The following is a 14,798-nucleotide window of genomic DNA, read 5'->3' on the forward strand; positions in this document are numbered from 1 at the left end:
CCCTGGTTCTCCCGAACCAGCGCTGGAGCCAGACCCGCGCCCGTCCCGAGCGGCCGTCCCCGCGAACAGTCGCAGTGATCGTCGCCCCTGCCTGTCGGGGCGGCCGCGAACTGGTCAGGTTCCCTGACCTGCGATCCGTAGACCGACACGTCGTCCGGCACACCGTCCGGACGAGTGTGTGACATCCGCTGACCAGGGCAAGAGACCCGGTCGGTCAGGAAGGACATCTGTGAGCGAGACCGATCTCGTCAGCTCCACGCCCGCCCGCAAGCGCGGTGGCCTCACCGGCATGGTGCTGGCGGAGCTCCGCCAGCTGGCCGAGGAGCTGAACATCTCCGGCACCACGGGGATGCGCAAGGGCGACCTCATCGCCGCCATCAAGGAGCGCCAGGCCGGCGCGCCGGCCGCCGCGGCCCCCGCCGCCGCGCCTGCCGCCACCCCCGCCCCGGCCGCCGCCACCCCGGCGCCTGCCGTCGAGGCCCCCGCCGCCGCGGCTCCCGCCGACAACGGCACCCCGGCCCCCACCACCCGTCGGCGCCGCACGGCGTCGCGCCCGGCCGGTGCGCCCGACACGACGTCGGCGCCCGCCGCGAGCACCCCCCGCGCCCGAGGCCCCCCGCCCCCGTGGCCGCCGCCGCCGAGGCCCCGGCGCCGGTCGAGACGCCGGCCGTCGACGCCGCGCCCGTCGAGGCCCCCCGCGGCCGCCGCACCGGCGGTCGAGACCCCGGCCGCCGCCCCGCCGGCCGCCGAGGCGCCGTCGGCCAACGGCTCGGCCCCCGCGGCCGACGCGGACGCCCCCGCCGAGGGCGGTGGCCGCCGCGGCCGCAGCCGTCGCAACCGCAACGCCGAGCAGCAGGCCGAGCCCGTGGCCGCCGACGCGGGCGACGCCGCCGAGGAGCGCGGCGGCCGCACCCGCTCGCGCGGCTCCCAAAACGGTTCGGGGCAGAACGGTTCGGGCCAGAGCGGTTCGGGCCAGAACGGCGCCGCCCAGAACGGCGGCCGCAACGGCAACCAGGACGACCGCGCTCAGAACGGCACCGCCGCCGACCAGCGCTCCGAGGGCCGCGGCGACGCCCGCGACGACGGCCGGGGCGGTGACAACCGCGGCGACCGCAACGACGGCCGGGACCGCACCGACCGCAACGAGGGCCGGGGCGGCAACGACCGCGGCGAGCGCTCCGACAACCGCGGGGGCAACGACTCCCGCGGGGGCAACGACTCCCGCGGCGGCAACGACAACCGCGGCCCGCGCGACAACCGCCCGGACGACGACTCCGACGACGACGGCGACGGCCGCGGCCGTCGCGGCCGCCGCTTCCGGGACCGCCGACGCGGCCGCGACCGCGACCGCGGCGGCGCGGGCAACGGCGGCGGCAACCAGGGCAACGTCGACACCGAGGTGCGCGACGACGACGTCCTGCTCCCCGTCGCCGGCATCGTCGACATCCTCGACAACTACGCCTTCGTCCGGACCACGGGCTACCTGTCCGGGCCCACCGACTGCTACGTCTCGCTCTCGCTCGTGCGCAAGCACGGCCTGCGCCGCGGCGACGCGATCACCGGTGCGGTCCGCGAGGGGCGCGAGGGCGAGCAGTCCCGCCAGAAGTTCAACCCGCTCGTCCGCGTCGACACCATCAACGGGCAGGACCCGGAGGCGTCGCGCAACCGCGCCGAGTTCACCAAGCTCACGCCGCTCTACCCGAACGAGCGGCTGCGCCTCGAGACCGAGTCGCACATCCTGACCACGCGGATCATCGACCTGGTCATGCCGATCGGCAAGGGTCAGCGCGCGCTGATCGTCAGCCCGCCCAAGGCCGGCAAGACGATGGTGCTGCAGGCGATCGCCAACGCGATCACCACGAACAACCCGGAGTGCCACCTCATGGTCGTCCTCGTGGACGAGCGGCCGGAGGAGGTCACCGACATGACCCGGTCGGTGAAGGGCGAGGTCATCGCCTCCACCTTCGACCGTCCGGCGTCCGACCACACCACGGTGGCCGAGCTGGCCATCGAGCGGGCCAAGCGCCTCGTCGAGATGGGCCACGACGTCGTCGTGCTGCTCGACTCGATCACCCGACTGGGCCGGGCCTACAACCTGGCCGCGCCCGCGTCGGGCCGGATCCTCTCCGGTGGTGTCGACTCCACGGCGCTCTACCCGCCCAAGCGCTTCCTCGGCGCCGCGCGCAACATCGAGAACGGCGGCTCGCTCACCATCCTCGCCACCGCGCTGGTCGAGACCGGTTCCACGATGGACACGGTGATCTTCGAGGAGTTCAAGGGCACCGGCAACGCCGAGCTCAAGCTCGACCGCCGCATCGCCGACAAGCGGGTCTTCCCGGCCGTCGACGTCGGCGACTCCGGCACCCGCAAGGAGGAGCTGCTGCTCTCGCCCGACGAGCTGGCCGTCATGGTCAAGCTGCGCCGGGTGCTCTCCGCGCTGGACGACCAGCAGGCCATCGACCTGCTGCTCACCCAGCTCAAGAAGACCCGCACCAACATCGAGTTCCTGATGCAGGTCGCCAAGGGCCTCCCGGTCGGCGACACCGACTGACCCGCCCGGCCGCCCGCGGGAATCCGCGGGCGGCCCGGGTGGTTGAATGACCCGTCACGCTCCGGCCCCGGTTCACCTCGCACGACGAGGACCCGGTGCCACTTCGAGAGGAACCACCGTGCGATCTGGCATCCACCCCGAGTACGTCACCACCCAGGTGACCTGCAGCTGCGGCAACTCGTTCACCACGCGCAGCACCAAGTCCAACGGCTCGATCACCGCCGAGACCTGCTCCGCCTGCCACCCGTTCTACACCGGCAAGCAGCGCATCCTCGACGCCGGTGGCCGCGTGGCGCGCTTCGAGGCGCGCTACGGCAAGCGGGCCGGCAAGTAGTTCCGCCGACGGCGCCCACCCGACCCGGGTGGGCGCCGTTCGCGTGTCATGAGACCCGAAGGGACGAGGAGATGCCGGCACCGGCCGTCGACGCGATGCTCGCCGAGCACGCCGAGCTGGAGCTGCGCCTCGCCGACCCGGCCATCCACGCCGACGCGTCGCTGGCCCGCAAGCTGGGCCGCCGCTACGCCGAGCTGGGCCCGATCGTCGCCGCCTCCCGCGAGCTGTCCACCGCCCGCGAGGACCTCGCCGCCGCCCGCGAGCTGGCGGGGGAGGACCCCTCGTTCGCCGCGGAGGCCGACGACCTCGCCACCCGCATCCCGGCGCTGGAGACCCGCCTCGCCGAGCTGCTCGTCCCGCGCGACCCGCACGACGGCGACGACGTCGTGATGGAGGTCAAGTCGGGGGAGGGCGGCGAGGAGTCGGCCCTGTTCGCGAGCGACCTCGTCCGCATGTACACCCGCTACGCGGAGCGGCGCGGCTGGAAGACCGAGGTGCTCGACGCCAACGTGTCCGACCTCGGCGGCTACAAGGACATCACCCTCATCGTGCGGGCGCGGGCGCCCGAGCCCGACGGGGTGTGGAGCGCGCTGAAGTTCGAGGGCGGGGTGCACCGCGTGCAGCGCGTGCCCGTCACCGAGTCCCAGGGCCGCATCCACACCTCCGCCGCGGGCGTGCTCGTCTACCCCGACACCGGCGAGGACGCCGACGTCGAGATCGACGAGAAGGACCTGCGCGTCGACGTGTTCCGCTCCTCCGGCCACGGCGGGCAGAGCGTCAACACCACCGACTCGGCGGTGCGGATCACGCACCTGCCCTCCGGCATCGTCGTGAGCTGCCAGAACGAGCGCAGCCAGCTGCAGAACCGGGCGCGGGCGATGGAGGTGCTCCGGTCGCGGCTGCAGGCGGTGCACGAGGCCGAGCTGGCCGCCGAGGCGATGGCGGAGCGGAAGTCGCAGGTGCGCACCGTCGACCGCTCGGAGCGCATCCGCACCTACAACTACCCCGAGAACCGCATCGCCGACCACCGCGTCGGCTACAAGGCGCACAACCTCAGCACGGTCCTCGACGGCGACCTCGACGACCTGCTGACGGCCCTGACGACGGCCGACCGGGCGGAGCAGCTGAGCTCATGACCGGGCGGCGGGCGCGACGGGGGACGGGCCGGTGAGCCGCCAGCCGCTGCGCCTCGCCATCGCCGAGGCCGAGCGGATGCTCACCGCCGCCGGGGTCGCCTCCCCGCGCGTCGACGCCGAGATCCTCGCCGCGCACGTCGTGGGGGTGGAGCGGGGGAAGCTGATGATGCACCCGCTCGTCGACCCGCCCGTGGTGGAGGCCCTGCGTCGGCTCGTCGTGCGCCGCGCCACCCGCGAGCCGCTGCAGCACCTGCTCGGCACCGCGGTGCTCGGACCGGTCGCCGTCGCGGTCGGGCCGGGGGTCTTCACGCCGCGCCCGGAGACCGAGCTGCTGCTGGAGTGGGGGCTCCGCGCGATCGCCGACGTCGCGTCGCCGCTGGTGGTCGACCTGTGCACCGGCACCGGGGCGCTCGCGCTGGCCGTCGCCGCGAGCCGCCCGGACGCGCAGGTGCACGCCGTCGAGGCCGACCCCGGCGCGCTGACCTGGGCCCGGCACAACATCGCCGCGCACGGCGACACCGTCGTCCTGCACGCCGCCGACGTGCGCTGGAGCGACCTGCTCGTCGAGCTCGAGTCGCACGTCGACCTGGTGCTGTGCAACCCGCCCTACGTCCCCGACGCCACGGCCCTGCCGCCCGAGGTCACCGAGTGGGACCCGCCCGGCGCCGTGTTCGGCGGCCCGGACGGCCTGGAGGTCATCCGCGCGGTCATCGGCACCTCGGCCGGGCTGCTGCGCTACGGGGGTCACCTCGCGATCGAGCACGACGACACCCACGGCGAGTCCGTGCCCGCCCTGCTGCGCCGCCGCCGGGTGCTGACCGACGTCGAGGAGCACCACGACCTGACCGGCCGGCCGCGCTTCGCGACGGCCCGCCGCGTCGGGCCTCCGCCGCCCTCGTAGGCTCGCGCCCGTGCCTCCCACCTACGACTGCGCGGACGCCGACGCCCGCCGCGACGGCCTCGCCGCCGCGGCTCGTGCGGTCCGCGCCGGACGCCTGGTCGTGCTGCCCACCGACACCGTCTACGGACTGGGCTGCGACGCGTTCTCCGCCACCGCCGTCCGCGCGCTGCTCAAGGCCAAGAACCGGGGCCCGGACATGCCGGTGCCGGTCCTCGTCGGCTCCTGGTCGACCATCGACGGCCTCGTGCTGGGCGTCCCGCGGGCGGCGCGGCAGCTGATCGAGGCGTTCTGGCCCGGCGGGCTGTCCATCGTGCTGCCGCACGCCCCGTCGCTGTCCTGGGACCTGGGCTCGACCAAGGGCACCGTCATGCTGCGGATGCCGCTGCACCCGGTCGCCCTGGAGCTGCTGCGCGACGTCGGCCCGATGGCGGTGTCGAGCGCCAACATCTCCGGGCAGCCCGCGCCGGCCACCGCGGCGGGCGCGTCGGAGCAGCTGGGCGGGAGCGTGGCCGTCTACCTCGACGGCGGCGACTCCGGCGAGCCGGTCGCGTCCACCGTCGTCGACCTCACCGGCGACGACCCGCTGATCCTGCGCGAGGGCGCGGTGACGCGGGCCGAGGTGGCCGAGGTCCTCGGCCGCACGGTCCTCACCGCGTAGCCCCCGGGCCCGGCAGGCCGATCTGGTCGGCGAGGCGGTCGACGGCGTCGGTGAAGAAGGCGGCGCGGTCGTCCACCACGTTGTGCAGGTGCCCGAACAGCTCGAAGCCGATCAGCCCGAACAGGCCGGTCCAGGCGACGATCGCGCGCTCGGCGAGCGCCGAGTCGGCGGGCAGGCCCATGAGCTCGGCGAGGCCGGGGTGCAGGGCGCCGCTGCCGGTCCCCGCCGGCTCGACCTGCCCGGAGGCGACGCCGCGCGCGACGATCGCGCACAGCACCTCGCCGACCCGCGCCGCCGGGCCGATCGTCGTCTCCGGGGCGGCGTAGCCGGGCACCGGTGAGCCGTAGACCAGCGCGTACTCGTGCGGGTGGGCCCGCGCCCACTCCCGCGCGGCCCGGCAGACGGCCTGCCAGCGCGCCCGGAGGTCGTCGGGGGCGACCGCGGCGTCCGCCTGCTCGGCCGCGGTGCCCAGTGCGTCGTAGGCCTCCACGATCAGCGCGGTCAGCAGCTCGTCGCGGCTGGGGAAGTAGCGGTAGACCGCCGAGGACGCCATGCCCAGCTCGCGCGCGACGGCCCGCAGCGAGAGCGCGCTCGCCCCGTCGACGGCGAGGTGCCTGCGCGCGACCTCGGTGATCTCGCGCGTCAGCGCGGCGCGGACGCGGGCACGGGTTCCGGTGGCGTTCACACCGCGCAGTCTGGCACAGGAACGAGAGCACTGCTCTTGACACGCCGGCGGAGCGGGTGAACAGTGTGTCGAACAGAGAGCAGTGCTCACGTTTCGAAGGGGAACGCCATGTCGCAGCACGTGATCGTCGGAGCCGGGACCATCGGGAGCGGGGTCGCCCGCCTCCTCGCCGGGCAGGGCCACGACGTCCGGATCGTCTCCCGCAGCGGGTCCGGGCCGGTGGGGGAGCGCATCGAGCGGGTCACCGCGGACGCCTCCGACGCCGACCGCCTCGCCACCCTGACCGCGGGCGCGGTGGCGCTCTACAACTGCGCCAACCCGCCCTACCACCGCTGGGCCACCGACTGGCCCCCGCTGGCCGCCGCGCTGCTCACGGCGGCCGAGCGCTCCGGCGCGGTCCTCACGGTGATGTCCAGCCTCTACGGCTACGGCCCCGTCGACGCCCCGATGACCGAGGACACCGCCCTGAACTCCGCACCCGGCACCAAGGGCGCGATCCGCAACCGGATGTGGTCCGACGCGCTGGCCGCGCACGGGGCGGGGCGGATCCGGATGACCGAGGCGCGGGCGTCGGACTTCTACGGCCCGGGCCTGCGCACCACCGGCCACCTGGCGGAGTACTCCGTCGGCCGGCTCCTCGACGGCAGGCGGCCGCTGCTGCTCCAGGGCGACCCGGACGCACCGCATTCCTGGACCTTCGTCGACGACGTCGTCCGCACGCTGGTGACCCTCGCGTGCGACGAGCGCGCCTGGGGCCGGGCGTGGCACGTCCCGACGGGGCCCGCGCGGTCGGTGAACGCGATGCTGGCCGGGATCGCGCGGACCGCGGGCGTCCCGGAGCGGCGGGTGCAGGTGCTGCCGGCGTTCGCGGTGCGCCTGGGCGGGGTGGCGGTGCCGTTCCTGCGGGAGCTCGCCGAGGTCCGCCACCAGTTCACGGGGCCGTTCGTCATCGACTCCTCGGCGGCGCAGCAGACCTTCGGGCTCGCGCCGACGCCCCTGGAGGACGGTCTCGCCGGGACCGTCGCGTGGTGGCGGGAGCAGGCGCGGGCCGCCGCCTGACGCCGGGTACCGTGGTCGCCGTGACGACACCGTTCTGGGGCCCCGACTTCGACGCGCTGCAGCAGCAGGACCCCGAGATCGCGGGAGTGGTGCTCGACGAGCTGGAGCGGCTGCGCGGCGGCCTCCAGCTCATCGCGAGCGAGAACCTCACCAGCCCCGCGGTCCTCGCGGCACTGGGATCCACGCTGTCGAACAAGTACGCCGAGGGCTACCCCGGCAAGCGGTACTACGGCGGCTGCGAGGTCGTCGACCAGGCCGAGGAGATCGGCAACGCGCGCACGCGGGAGCTGTTCGGCGCCGAGCACGCCAACCTGCAGCCGCACTCCGGCGCGTCGGCCAACTTCGCCGTCTACGGGGCGTTCACCGTCCCCGGCGACACCGTGCTGGCGATGGACCTCAAGCAGGGCGGGCACCTCACCCACGGCTCGAAGGTCAGCTTCTCGGGCAAGTGGTTCAACAACATCAGCTACTCGGTCCGCCAGGACACCGAGCAGATCGACTACGACCAGGTCCGCGACCTGGCCCGCGAGCACCGCCCCAAGATGATCATCGCCGGGGCCACGGCGTACCCGCGGCTGATCGACTTCAAGGCGTTCCGCGAGATCTGCGACGAGGTCGGTGCGATCATGTGGGTCGACGCCGCGCACTTCATCGGGCTGGTCGCGGGCCAGGCCATCCCCTCGCCCGTCCCGTACGCCGACGTGGTGTCGGCCACCACGCACAAGGTCCTGCGCGGCCCGCGCGGCGGCATGATCCTGTCGAAGGCGGAGCACGCGAAGGCGCTGGACAAGGCCGTGTTCCCGTTCTCGCAGGGCGGGCCGCTGATGCACGCGGTCGCCGCGAAGGCCGTCGCGATGAAGGAGGCGGCGCAGCCCGCCTACCGGACCTACGCCCGCCAGGTCGTCGCCAACGCCCAGGCGCTGGCCAAGAGCCTCGAGTCCGAGGGCATGCGGGCCACCTCCGGCGGCACCGACACGCACCTCGCGCTGATCGACCTGCGGCCGATCGGCGTCACCGGCGCCGACGCGGAGACCCGCTGCGACGCCGCGCGGATCACGCTGAACAAGAACGCGATCCCCTACGACCCGGCACCGCCGCTGAAGCCCTCGGGCGTGCGGGTCGGCTCGCCGAGCCTCACCACCCAGGGCATGGACGAGGCCGACATGGCCGAGGTCGGATCGCTGCTGGCCCGGGCGGTGAAGGCCGAGCACGGCACCTCCGCCGGCGACGCGGAGCTGGCCTCGGTCGCCGAGGCCGTGGGTGCGCTCGTGGCGCGGGCGCCCGCCTACCCCCGCCCCTGACACCGTCCTCCCCGTGCTGCTCGCCCAGGGACTGCCGGCGCAGATCCTCCCGATCAAGGAGTACCTGCTCGCCGGCACGACGGCCGCGGTCGTCACGTTCCTGCTGGTCGGGCCGGTGCGGGTGCTCGCGCTGCAGGTCGGGGCCGTCGCCTGGCCGCGCGGGCGCGACGTGCACGTCACACCGACGGCGCGCTGGGGCGGGCTCGCGATGCTCGCGGGCGTGCTGGCCGGGATCGCGATGGCCTACCAGCTCCCGGCCATGCGGCTGGCGTTCGCGTACTCCGAGGAGATGGTCGGGGTCGTGCTGGCCTCGCTGATCCTCGTGCTGGTCGGGGCGCTGGACGACCGCTACGAGCTCGACGCGCTCACCAAGCTGGCCGGCCAGACCACCGCGGCCGGGGTGATGACCCTGTTCGGCGTGCAGTGGACCGTGCTGCCGGACGTCTTCCTCGGGGGCCAGGTCGGGCTCGGCCGGGAGCAGGGCGTCCTGCTGACGGTGCTGCTCACCGTGGCGCTGGTGAACGCCATGAACTTCGTCGACGGCCTCGACGGGCTCGCCGCCGGCATCGGCCTCATCGCCGCGGGCGCCACCGCGCTGTTCACGATGGGCCTGGTGCTGCGCAACGGCAACGACCCGTTCGTCTTCACCCCGGCGCTGATCGCGTTCGTGCTCGCGGGCGCCTGCCTGGGGTTCCTGCCGCACAACTTCAACCCGGCGCGCGTCTTCATGGGCGACTCCGGGTCGATGCTGATCGGTCTGCTGCTGGCCGCGGCCACGACGATGGCGTCCGGGCGGCTCACCGACGTCACCACCGGCGGTGACCTGCTCGCCCTGTTCGCGCCGCTGATCGTGCTCGCCGCGGTCGTGTTCATCCCGGTGCTCGACCTGCTGATGGCGGTCGTGCGGCGGACCCGGGCGGGGCGCAGCCCGTTCGCGCCGGACAAGATGCACCTGCACCACCGGCTGCTGGAGATCGGGCACAGCCAGCGCCGCGCGGTGCTCCTGATCTACCTGTGGGCGGGCGTGCTCGCGTTCGGTGCGGTCGCGCTGGCGCTGATCGACGACCCGTTCGTGGTCCTGTGGGCGGTGGGGGTCGGCCTGGTCGTGGCCGTGCTCGCCTCGTCCGTACCGAGAGCGAGGATGCGATGACCGGCACCACCCGCAAGCTGCCCGAGGGGCAGGAGGAGACGGTGCTCGCACTGGGGCGGGCGATGCTGCGCAACGTCGTCGTCGTGTCCAGCGTCACGACCGTGGTCGTCGTCGTCGCCTGCGGGGTGGCCGCCGGCCCGCCCGGAGCGGTGAGTGCCCTGGTCGGGGCCGTGCTGGGGGTGCTCTCGTCGCTGTTCACGCTGGTGCTCATGCGGCGCACGGCGACCCACGAGCCGCAGGCTGTGATGGTCGCCTCATTCGGCGGGCTGCTCACCAAGATGATCTTCCTGCTGGCCGTGCTGTTCCCGATCGGGGCGATCGACGGCGTTCACCGAGTGTCGCTGGGCGTCGGCCTGCTCGCCGTCCTCATCGCGGCCACCGCGGCCGAGGGATGGGCGGGCTACCGGCTCCGCACCATGTACGTGGTGCCCGACGGGCCCGCGACCAGCGGATCGATGACCGGTATGTCGGACTCGACGACCGGTGCGCGCCCTGACGCCGACGGTCCGGCCGTCGAGGGCCCGTCGCACCCCGACCGCGCAGAGTGATCGACTCGCGGGCCCGAACGGCCTGGTCGCACGCGGGGTGGGCCCGTCCGACCCGTGGGAACCGGCTGATAATGTGCGCAACGTAAGCGAAACCTGGCGCAGACGGCCGTACGCCGGCGTGCGCGCGCCAGGCGCCCGCGACGACATCGTGCGGGCTTAGGCGATCTCCTGGACCACGGTAGGCGGGCCGGGAGCACCGGAAGGATCCCCATTGGGCGAGTTCGTACTGGCGGCCGAGGAGTTCACTCCGCCCGGCGTCGGCACCTTCATCTACCCGCCGATCTTCGGTGAGGTCACCAAGCCGATCGTGCAGGCCGTCCTCGCCGCGATCCTCGTGGGCGTGTACTTCACGGTCGTCACCCGACGCATGTCGATGGTTCCGAGCAAGGGCCAGTTCATCGCCGAGTACATCTACGGCATGGCCCGCAACACCATGGCCCGGGACCAGATCGGGGGCAAGGAGTTCAAGCCCTTCATCCCGCTGGTGCTCGGACTGTTCAGCTTCGTGCTGGTGAACAACCTGTTCGGGATCATCCCGTTCTTCCAGTTCCCGACGATGTCGCGCATCGGCTTCCCGATCGCGCTGGCCCTGTTCGTGTACGTGGCCTACCACTACGCGGGCTTCAAGAAGCACGGCTTCGTCGGCTACATCAAGCACGCGGCCCTGCCGCCGGGCGTGCCGGCGTTCGTGGCCCCGCTGATCATCGTGATCGAGCTGTTCACGAAGTTCGCGTTCCAGCCGTTCTCGCTCGCCCTGCGTGTGTTCGCCGCGATGTTCGCCGGTCACCTGATCCTGGTGCTGGCGGTCGTGGGCGGGGAGTTCCTGCTCTTCTCCGGTAGTGCGCTGGTCGTCGCCGCACCGTTCGCGTTCATCGCGGCGATCGCCTTCACCTTCCTCGAGGTGCTGGTCATGAGCATCCAGGCCTACGTCTTCGCCCTGCTCGCCGGTGTCTACATCGGCGCTGCGGTCTCCACGGAACACTGATCCCCCGGCCTCGCGGCCGACTCCCGCTTCGCCGATCGATCCGCTCCCCGGCGGACCCACCGAAAGGAACCAGCACGTGAACTCGACCATCGTCCTCGCCCAGGCCGCGGAGGCCGTCAACATCAACCCGGGCCTCGCGGCCATCGGGTACGGCACGAGCGCCATCGGTGCGGCCATCGGCGTGGGCATGATCTGGTCCGCCGTCATCAGCGGCACCGCCCGCCAGCCGGAGGCCCGCGGCACCCTGATGGGCATCGCGTGGACCACCTTCGTGCTCGTCGAGCTGCTCGCCCTGATCGGCCTGGTCGTCTTCTTCATCGCGTCCGCGGGCTGATCGACCGAACTACAGCGGCTCCGTGTTCCACGGGGCACCACTCCTGATGGAAGGAATGACGGTGGACATCTCGATCCTCGCCGCCGAGGAGCCGCTCCCGGTTCTCCCGCTGCCCGGTGAGCTGATCGTCGGCCTCGTGGCGTTCGCGATCCTGCTCTTCGTGCTCAAGAAGTACGCGGTCCCGCGGTTCGAGGCCCTCTACGAGGAGCGGACCGACGCGATCGAGGGCGGGCTCAAGCGCGCCGAGGAGACGCAGGAGCAGGCGCAGCGCCTCAAGGCCGAGTACGAGGAGCAGATCGCCGGGCTCCGCGCCGAGGCCGCGCGCATCCGTGACGACGCCCGCGCCGAGGGCACGCAGATCAAGGCCGAGCTGCGCGCCCAGGCCGAGGAGGAGGCCGCGCGCATCAAGCAGCGCGGCGAGGAGCAGATCGCGGCCGCCCGCGAGCAGGCCGTGCGCCAGCTCCGCGGGGAGATCGGTGGCCTCTCGGTCCAGCTCGCCGGCCGGATCATCGGCACCGAGCTCTCCGACGACGCGGCCCGCCGCGGCACCGTCGACTCCTTCCTGGCCGAGCTCGACGGCATGGAGCCCCGGCAGAACGCCGCCGTCCCGTCCTCCGGGGCCAGCTGATGGCCGTCGTCCTGCAGGCAGCGAGCCGGGAGTCCCTGGCCGCGGCCGGTGACCGGCTCGACGGCATCGTCGACTCCTCGTCGGCCGCCGACCTCGGGACGCTGGGCGACGAGCTGTTCGCGGTCACGCGGCTGGTGGTGGGGCAGAAGCCGCTGCGCACCCACCTCGCCGACCCGTCGGTGCCACAGGAGGCCCGCAGCGGGCTGATCCGCCAGGTGCTCGACGGCAAGGTCGGCGAGCGCACCCTCGAGGTCGTCTCCGGCATCGTCGGGTCGCGCTGGTCGCAGTCGATCGACCTGGTCGAGGCGCTGGAGACCGTGGCCCGGCGGGCCACGCTGGCGGTGGCGGAGAAGGACGGCAGCCTCGACGACGTCGAGGACCAGCTGTTCCGCTTCGGCCGCATCCTCGACCGGGAGCCCGAGCTGACGGCGCTGCTGGCCGACACCACGCAGCCCGAGGACCGGCGCATCGCGCTGCTCGACTCGGTGCTCGGCCGCGACCGGGTCTCCCCGGTCACGGCCGCGCTGCTGCGCCAGACCGTCCGCATCCCGCGCGGCCGGCACCTCGACATCGCGGCCGAAGAGCTCTCCGAGCTGGCCGCCGCCCGCCGCGACCGGTACGTCGCGCGGGTCCGCACCGCCGTCGCGCTGAGCGACGAGCAGGAGCGCAAGCTCGCCGACACGCTCACCCGGATCTACGGGCGGCCGATGTCGCTGCAGGTCGAGCTCGACGAATCCCTGCTCGGTGGTCTGGTCGTCGAGGTCGGCGGAGAGGTCATCGACGGCAGCGTCGCGGGCCGGCTCGCCGCCGCCGGACGCCACCTCCCGAGCTGACATTCCTTCTTAGAGATAGGACAGACGACAGCCATGACAGAGCTGACGATCTCCCCGGAGGAGATCCGGAGCGCGATCTCCAGCTACGTCTCGTCGCTGGAGACCGGAACGTCCCGCGACGAGGTGGGCCACGTCTCCGACACCGGTGACGGCATCGCCCACGTCGAGGGACTCCCCTCGGCGATGACCAACGAGCTCCTCGAGTTCGACGGCGGCGTGCTGGGTGTCGCACTGAACCTCGACCAGCGCGAGATCGGCGCGGTCATCCTCGGTGACTACGCCGGGATCGAGGAGGGTCAGCCGGTCAAGCGCACCGGCAACATCCTCTCCGTGCCGGTCGGCGACAACTTCCTGGGCCGGGTCGTCGACCCCCTGGGCAACCCGATCGACGGGCTCGGCGACATCGAGGCCGAGACCCAGCGCGTGCTGGAGCTGCAGGCCGCGGGCGTGATGGACCGCCAGGGCGTCAGCGAGCCGCTGCAGACCGGCATCAAGGCGATCGACGCCATGACGCCGATCGGCCGCGGCCAGCGCCAGCTGATCATCGGTGACCGCAAGACGGGCAAGACCGCCGTCTGCGTCGACACGATCATCAACCAGAAGCAGAACTGGGCCACCGGCGACCCGCAGCAGCAGGTGCGCTGCATCTACGTCGCCATCGGTCAGAAGGGCTCCACGATCGCCGGCATCCGGGCGTCGCTGGAGGAGGCGGGCGCGCTGGAGTACACCACCATCATCGCCTCGCCCGCCAACGACCCGGCCGGCTTCAAGTGGCTCGCCCCCTACACCGGCTCGGCCATCGGCCAGCACTGGATGTACGAGGGCAAGCACGTCCTCATCATCTTCGACGACCTGTCCAAGCAGGCCGAGGCCTACCGCGCCATCTCGCTGCTGCTGCGCCGCCCGCCGGGCCGCGAGGCGTACCCCGGTGACGTCTTCTACCTGCACTCCCGCCTGCTGGAGCGCTGCGCCAAGCTGTCCGACGAGAAGGGCGCCGGCTCGATGACCGGCCTCCCGATCATCGAGACCAAGGCCGGTGACGTCTCGGCGTACATCCCGACCAACGTCATCTCGATCACCGACGGCCAGGTCTTCCTCGAGTCCGACCTGTTCAACCAGGGCGTCCGGCCGGCGATCAACGTCGGCATCTCGGTCTCCCGGGTCGGTGGCGACGCGCAGATCAAGGCCATGAAGACGGTCTCCGGCTCGCTGCGCCTGGACCTGTCGCAGTACCGCGAGCTGGAGGCGTTCGCCGCCTTCGGCTCCGACCTCGACGCCGCCTCGGCCGCCACGCTGGGCCGCGGCAGCCGCCTGGTCGAGCTGCTCAAGCAGGGCCAGTACGCGCCGCAGCCCGTCGAGGAGCAGGTCGTCTCGATCTTCCTCGGCACCCAGGGCCACCTCGACTCCGTGCCGGTCGCCGACATCCAGCGCTTCGAGTCGGAGTTCCTCGACCACGTGCGCCGCAACGAGGAGGGCATCCTCGGCGAGATCCGCGACGCGAAGAAGATGTCCGACGAGCTGTCGGACCGCATCGTCTCCGCGGTGAAGGGCTTCAAGGAGAACTTCACCGCCTCCGACGGCTCCTCCGTGGTGCCGAAGGAGAAGGAGGCCGAGGCGCTCGACGAGGACGACGTCGACCGCGAGTCGGTCAAGGTCACCAAGAAGAAGCCCTCGGGCGAGAGCTGAGCGGGTAAC

Annotated in this window: 15 protein-coding genes; 14 read left to right on the top strand and 1 reads right to left on the bottom strand. The window is 72.9% G+C overall.

Annotated features, from left to right (window positions below; all coding sequences use genetic code 11):
- Positions 1–289: 289 nt before the first annotated feature.
- From rho to H6H00_RS13890, 5 genes are all read left to right on the top strand, one after another.
- A complete protein-coding gene (gene rho / locus H6H00_RS13870) occupies positions 290–2,551 on the top strand; it encodes a transcription termination factor Rho (protein ID WP_221775958.1) in 2,262 nt (753 codons plus the stop codon).
- A 118-nt stretch (positions 2,552–2,669) separates the two neighbouring features.
- A complete protein-coding gene (rpmE, locus tag H6H00_RS13875) occupies positions 2,670–2,885 on the top strand; it encodes a 50S ribosomal protein L31 (RefSeq protein WP_185721661.1) in 216 nt (71 codons plus the stop codon).
- Between the two features lie 71 nt (positions 2,886–2,956).
- The gene (prfA, locus tag H6H00_RS13880; protein WP_185721662.1) at positions 2,957–4,021 is read left to right on the top strand and encodes a peptide chain release factor 1; all 1,065 of its coding nucleotides are present in this window, start codon (positions 2,957–2,959) and stop codon (positions 4,019–4,021) included.
- A 31-nt stretch (positions 4,022–4,052) separates the two neighbouring features.
- On the top strand, positions 4,053–4,922 hold the full coding sequence (gene prmC, locus H6H00_RS13885) for a peptide chain release factor N(5)-glutamine methyltransferase (RefSeq protein WP_185721663.1): 870 nt from the start codon (positions 4,053–4,055) through the stop codon (positions 4,920–4,922).
- A 10-nt stretch (positions 4,923–4,932) separates the two neighbouring features.
- Positions 4,933–5,580: an L-threonylcarbamoyladenylate synthase gene (locus H6H00_RS13890; RefSeq protein ID WP_185721664.1), complete on the top strand. Its 648-nt coding sequence runs from the start codon at positions 4,933–4,935 to the stop codon at positions 5,578–5,580.
- Here the strand turns inward: H6H00_RS13890 and H6H00_RS13895 are convergent.
- A complete protein-coding gene (locus tag H6H00_RS13895) occupies positions 5,570–6,265 on the bottom strand; it encodes a TetR/AcrR family transcriptional regulator (RefSeq protein WP_185721665.1) in 696 nt (231 codons plus the stop codon). The two genes, H6H00_RS13890 and H6H00_RS13895, sit on opposite strands and share 11 nt — an antisense overlap.
- Before the next feature lie 108 nt (positions 6,266–6,373).
- Between H6H00_RS13895 and H6H00_RS13900 the strand changes: the two genes are divergently transcribed.
- The 9 genes from H6H00_RS13900 (at position 6,374) to atpA (ending at position 14,789) form a co-directional block, all read left to right on the top strand.
- Positions 6,374–7,324, top strand: coding sequence for an NAD-dependent epimerase/dehydratase family protein (locus H6H00_RS13900; RefSeq protein ID WP_185721666.1), 951 nt, complete (start codon positions 6,374–6,376; stop codon positions 7,322–7,324).
- A 20-nt stretch (positions 7,325–7,344) separates the two neighbouring features.
- A complete protein-coding gene (glyA, locus tag H6H00_RS13905; protein ID WP_185721667.1) occupies positions 7,345–8,625 on the top strand; it encodes a serine hydroxymethyltransferase in 1,281 nt (426 codons plus the stop codon).
- 13 nt (positions 8,626–8,638) lie between these two features.
- Positions 8,639–9,775 (top strand): MraY family glycosyltransferase, encoded by a 1,137-nt coding sequence (locus H6H00_RS13910; protein WP_255425744.1) that lies wholly within the window; start codon positions 8,639–8,641, stop codon positions 9,773–9,775.
- Positions 9,772–10,323: a Cg1360 family ATP-synthase-associated protein gene (locus H6H00_RS13915; protein WP_185721668.1), complete on the top strand. Its 552-nt coding sequence runs from the start codon at positions 9,772–9,774 to the stop codon at positions 10,321–10,323. The genes H6H00_RS13910 and H6H00_RS13915 overlap by 4 nt, the downstream gene beginning before the upstream one ends.
- Before the next feature lie 211 nt (positions 10,324–10,534).
- Positions 10,535–11,308: a F0F1 ATP synthase subunit A gene (atpB, locus tag H6H00_RS13920; RefSeq protein ID WP_185721669.1), complete on the top strand. Its 774-nt coding sequence runs from the start codon at positions 10,535–10,537 to the stop codon at positions 11,306–11,308.
- A 76-nt stretch (positions 11,309–11,384) separates the two neighbouring features.
- Positions 11,385–11,642, top strand: a complete 258-nt coding sequence (locus H6H00_RS13925) for an ATP synthase subunit C-like protein (protein ID WP_141277875.1) — start codon at positions 11,385–11,387, stop codon at positions 11,640–11,642.
- A gap of 55 nt (positions 11,643–11,697) precedes the next feature.
- A complete protein-coding gene (locus tag H6H00_RS13930) occupies positions 11,698–12,270 on the top strand; it encodes a F0F1 ATP synthase subunit B (RefSeq protein ID WP_185721670.1) in 573 nt (190 codons plus the stop codon).
- Entirely contained in the window at positions 12,270–13,103 is an 834-nt protein-coding gene (locus H6H00_RS13935) for a F0F1 ATP synthase subunit delta (protein ID WP_185721671.1), read from the top strand. The genes H6H00_RS13930 and H6H00_RS13935 overlap by 1 nt, the downstream gene beginning before the upstream one ends.
- Before the next feature lie 33 nt (positions 13,104–13,136).
- Positions 13,137–14,789, top strand: coding sequence for a F0F1 ATP synthase subunit alpha (gene atpA / locus H6H00_RS13940; protein WP_185721672.1), 1,653 nt, complete (start codon positions 13,137–13,139; stop codon positions 14,787–14,789).
- Positions 14,790–14,798 lie beyond the last annotated feature (9 nt).

Origin of the sequence: Pseudonocardia petroleophila (genome assembly GCF_014235185.1) — a bacterium.
Lineage (GTDB): Bacteria > Actinomycetota > Actinomycetes > Mycobacteriales > Pseudonocardiaceae > Pseudonocardia > Pseudonocardia petroleophila.

What these genes read in the sequence shown, in the direction of transcription:
- rho (WP_221775958.1), top strand. Translation starts at nt 290, where the DNA reads ATGGTGCTGGCGGAGCTCCGCCAGCTGGCCGAGGAGCTGAACATCTCC.
- prfA (WP_185721662.1), top strand. Translation starts at nt 2,957, where the DNA reads ATGCCGGCACCGGCCGTCGACGCGATGCTCGCCGAGCACGCCGAGCTG.
- H6H00_RS13900 (WP_185721666.1), top strand. Translation starts at nt 6,374, where the DNA reads ATGTCGCAGCACGTGATCGTCGGAGCCGGGACCATCGGGAGCGGGGTC.
- H6H00_RS13915 (WP_185721668.1), top strand. Translation starts at nt 9,772, where the DNA reads ATGACCGGCACCACCCGCAAGCTGCCCGAGGGGCAGGAGGAGACGGTG.
- H6H00_RS13930 (WP_185721670.1), top strand. Translation starts at nt 11,698, where the DNA reads ATGACGGTGGACATCTCGATCCTCGCCGCCGAGGAGCCGCTCCCGGTT.
- H6H00_RS13935 (WP_185721671.1), top strand. Translation starts at nt 12,270, where the DNA reads ATGGCCGTCGTCCTGCAGGCAGCGAGCCGGGAGTCCCTGGCCGCGGCC.
- atpA (WP_185721672.1), top strand. Translation starts at nt 13,137, where the DNA reads ATGACAGAGCTGACGATCTCCCCGGAGGAGATCCGGAGCGCGATCTCC.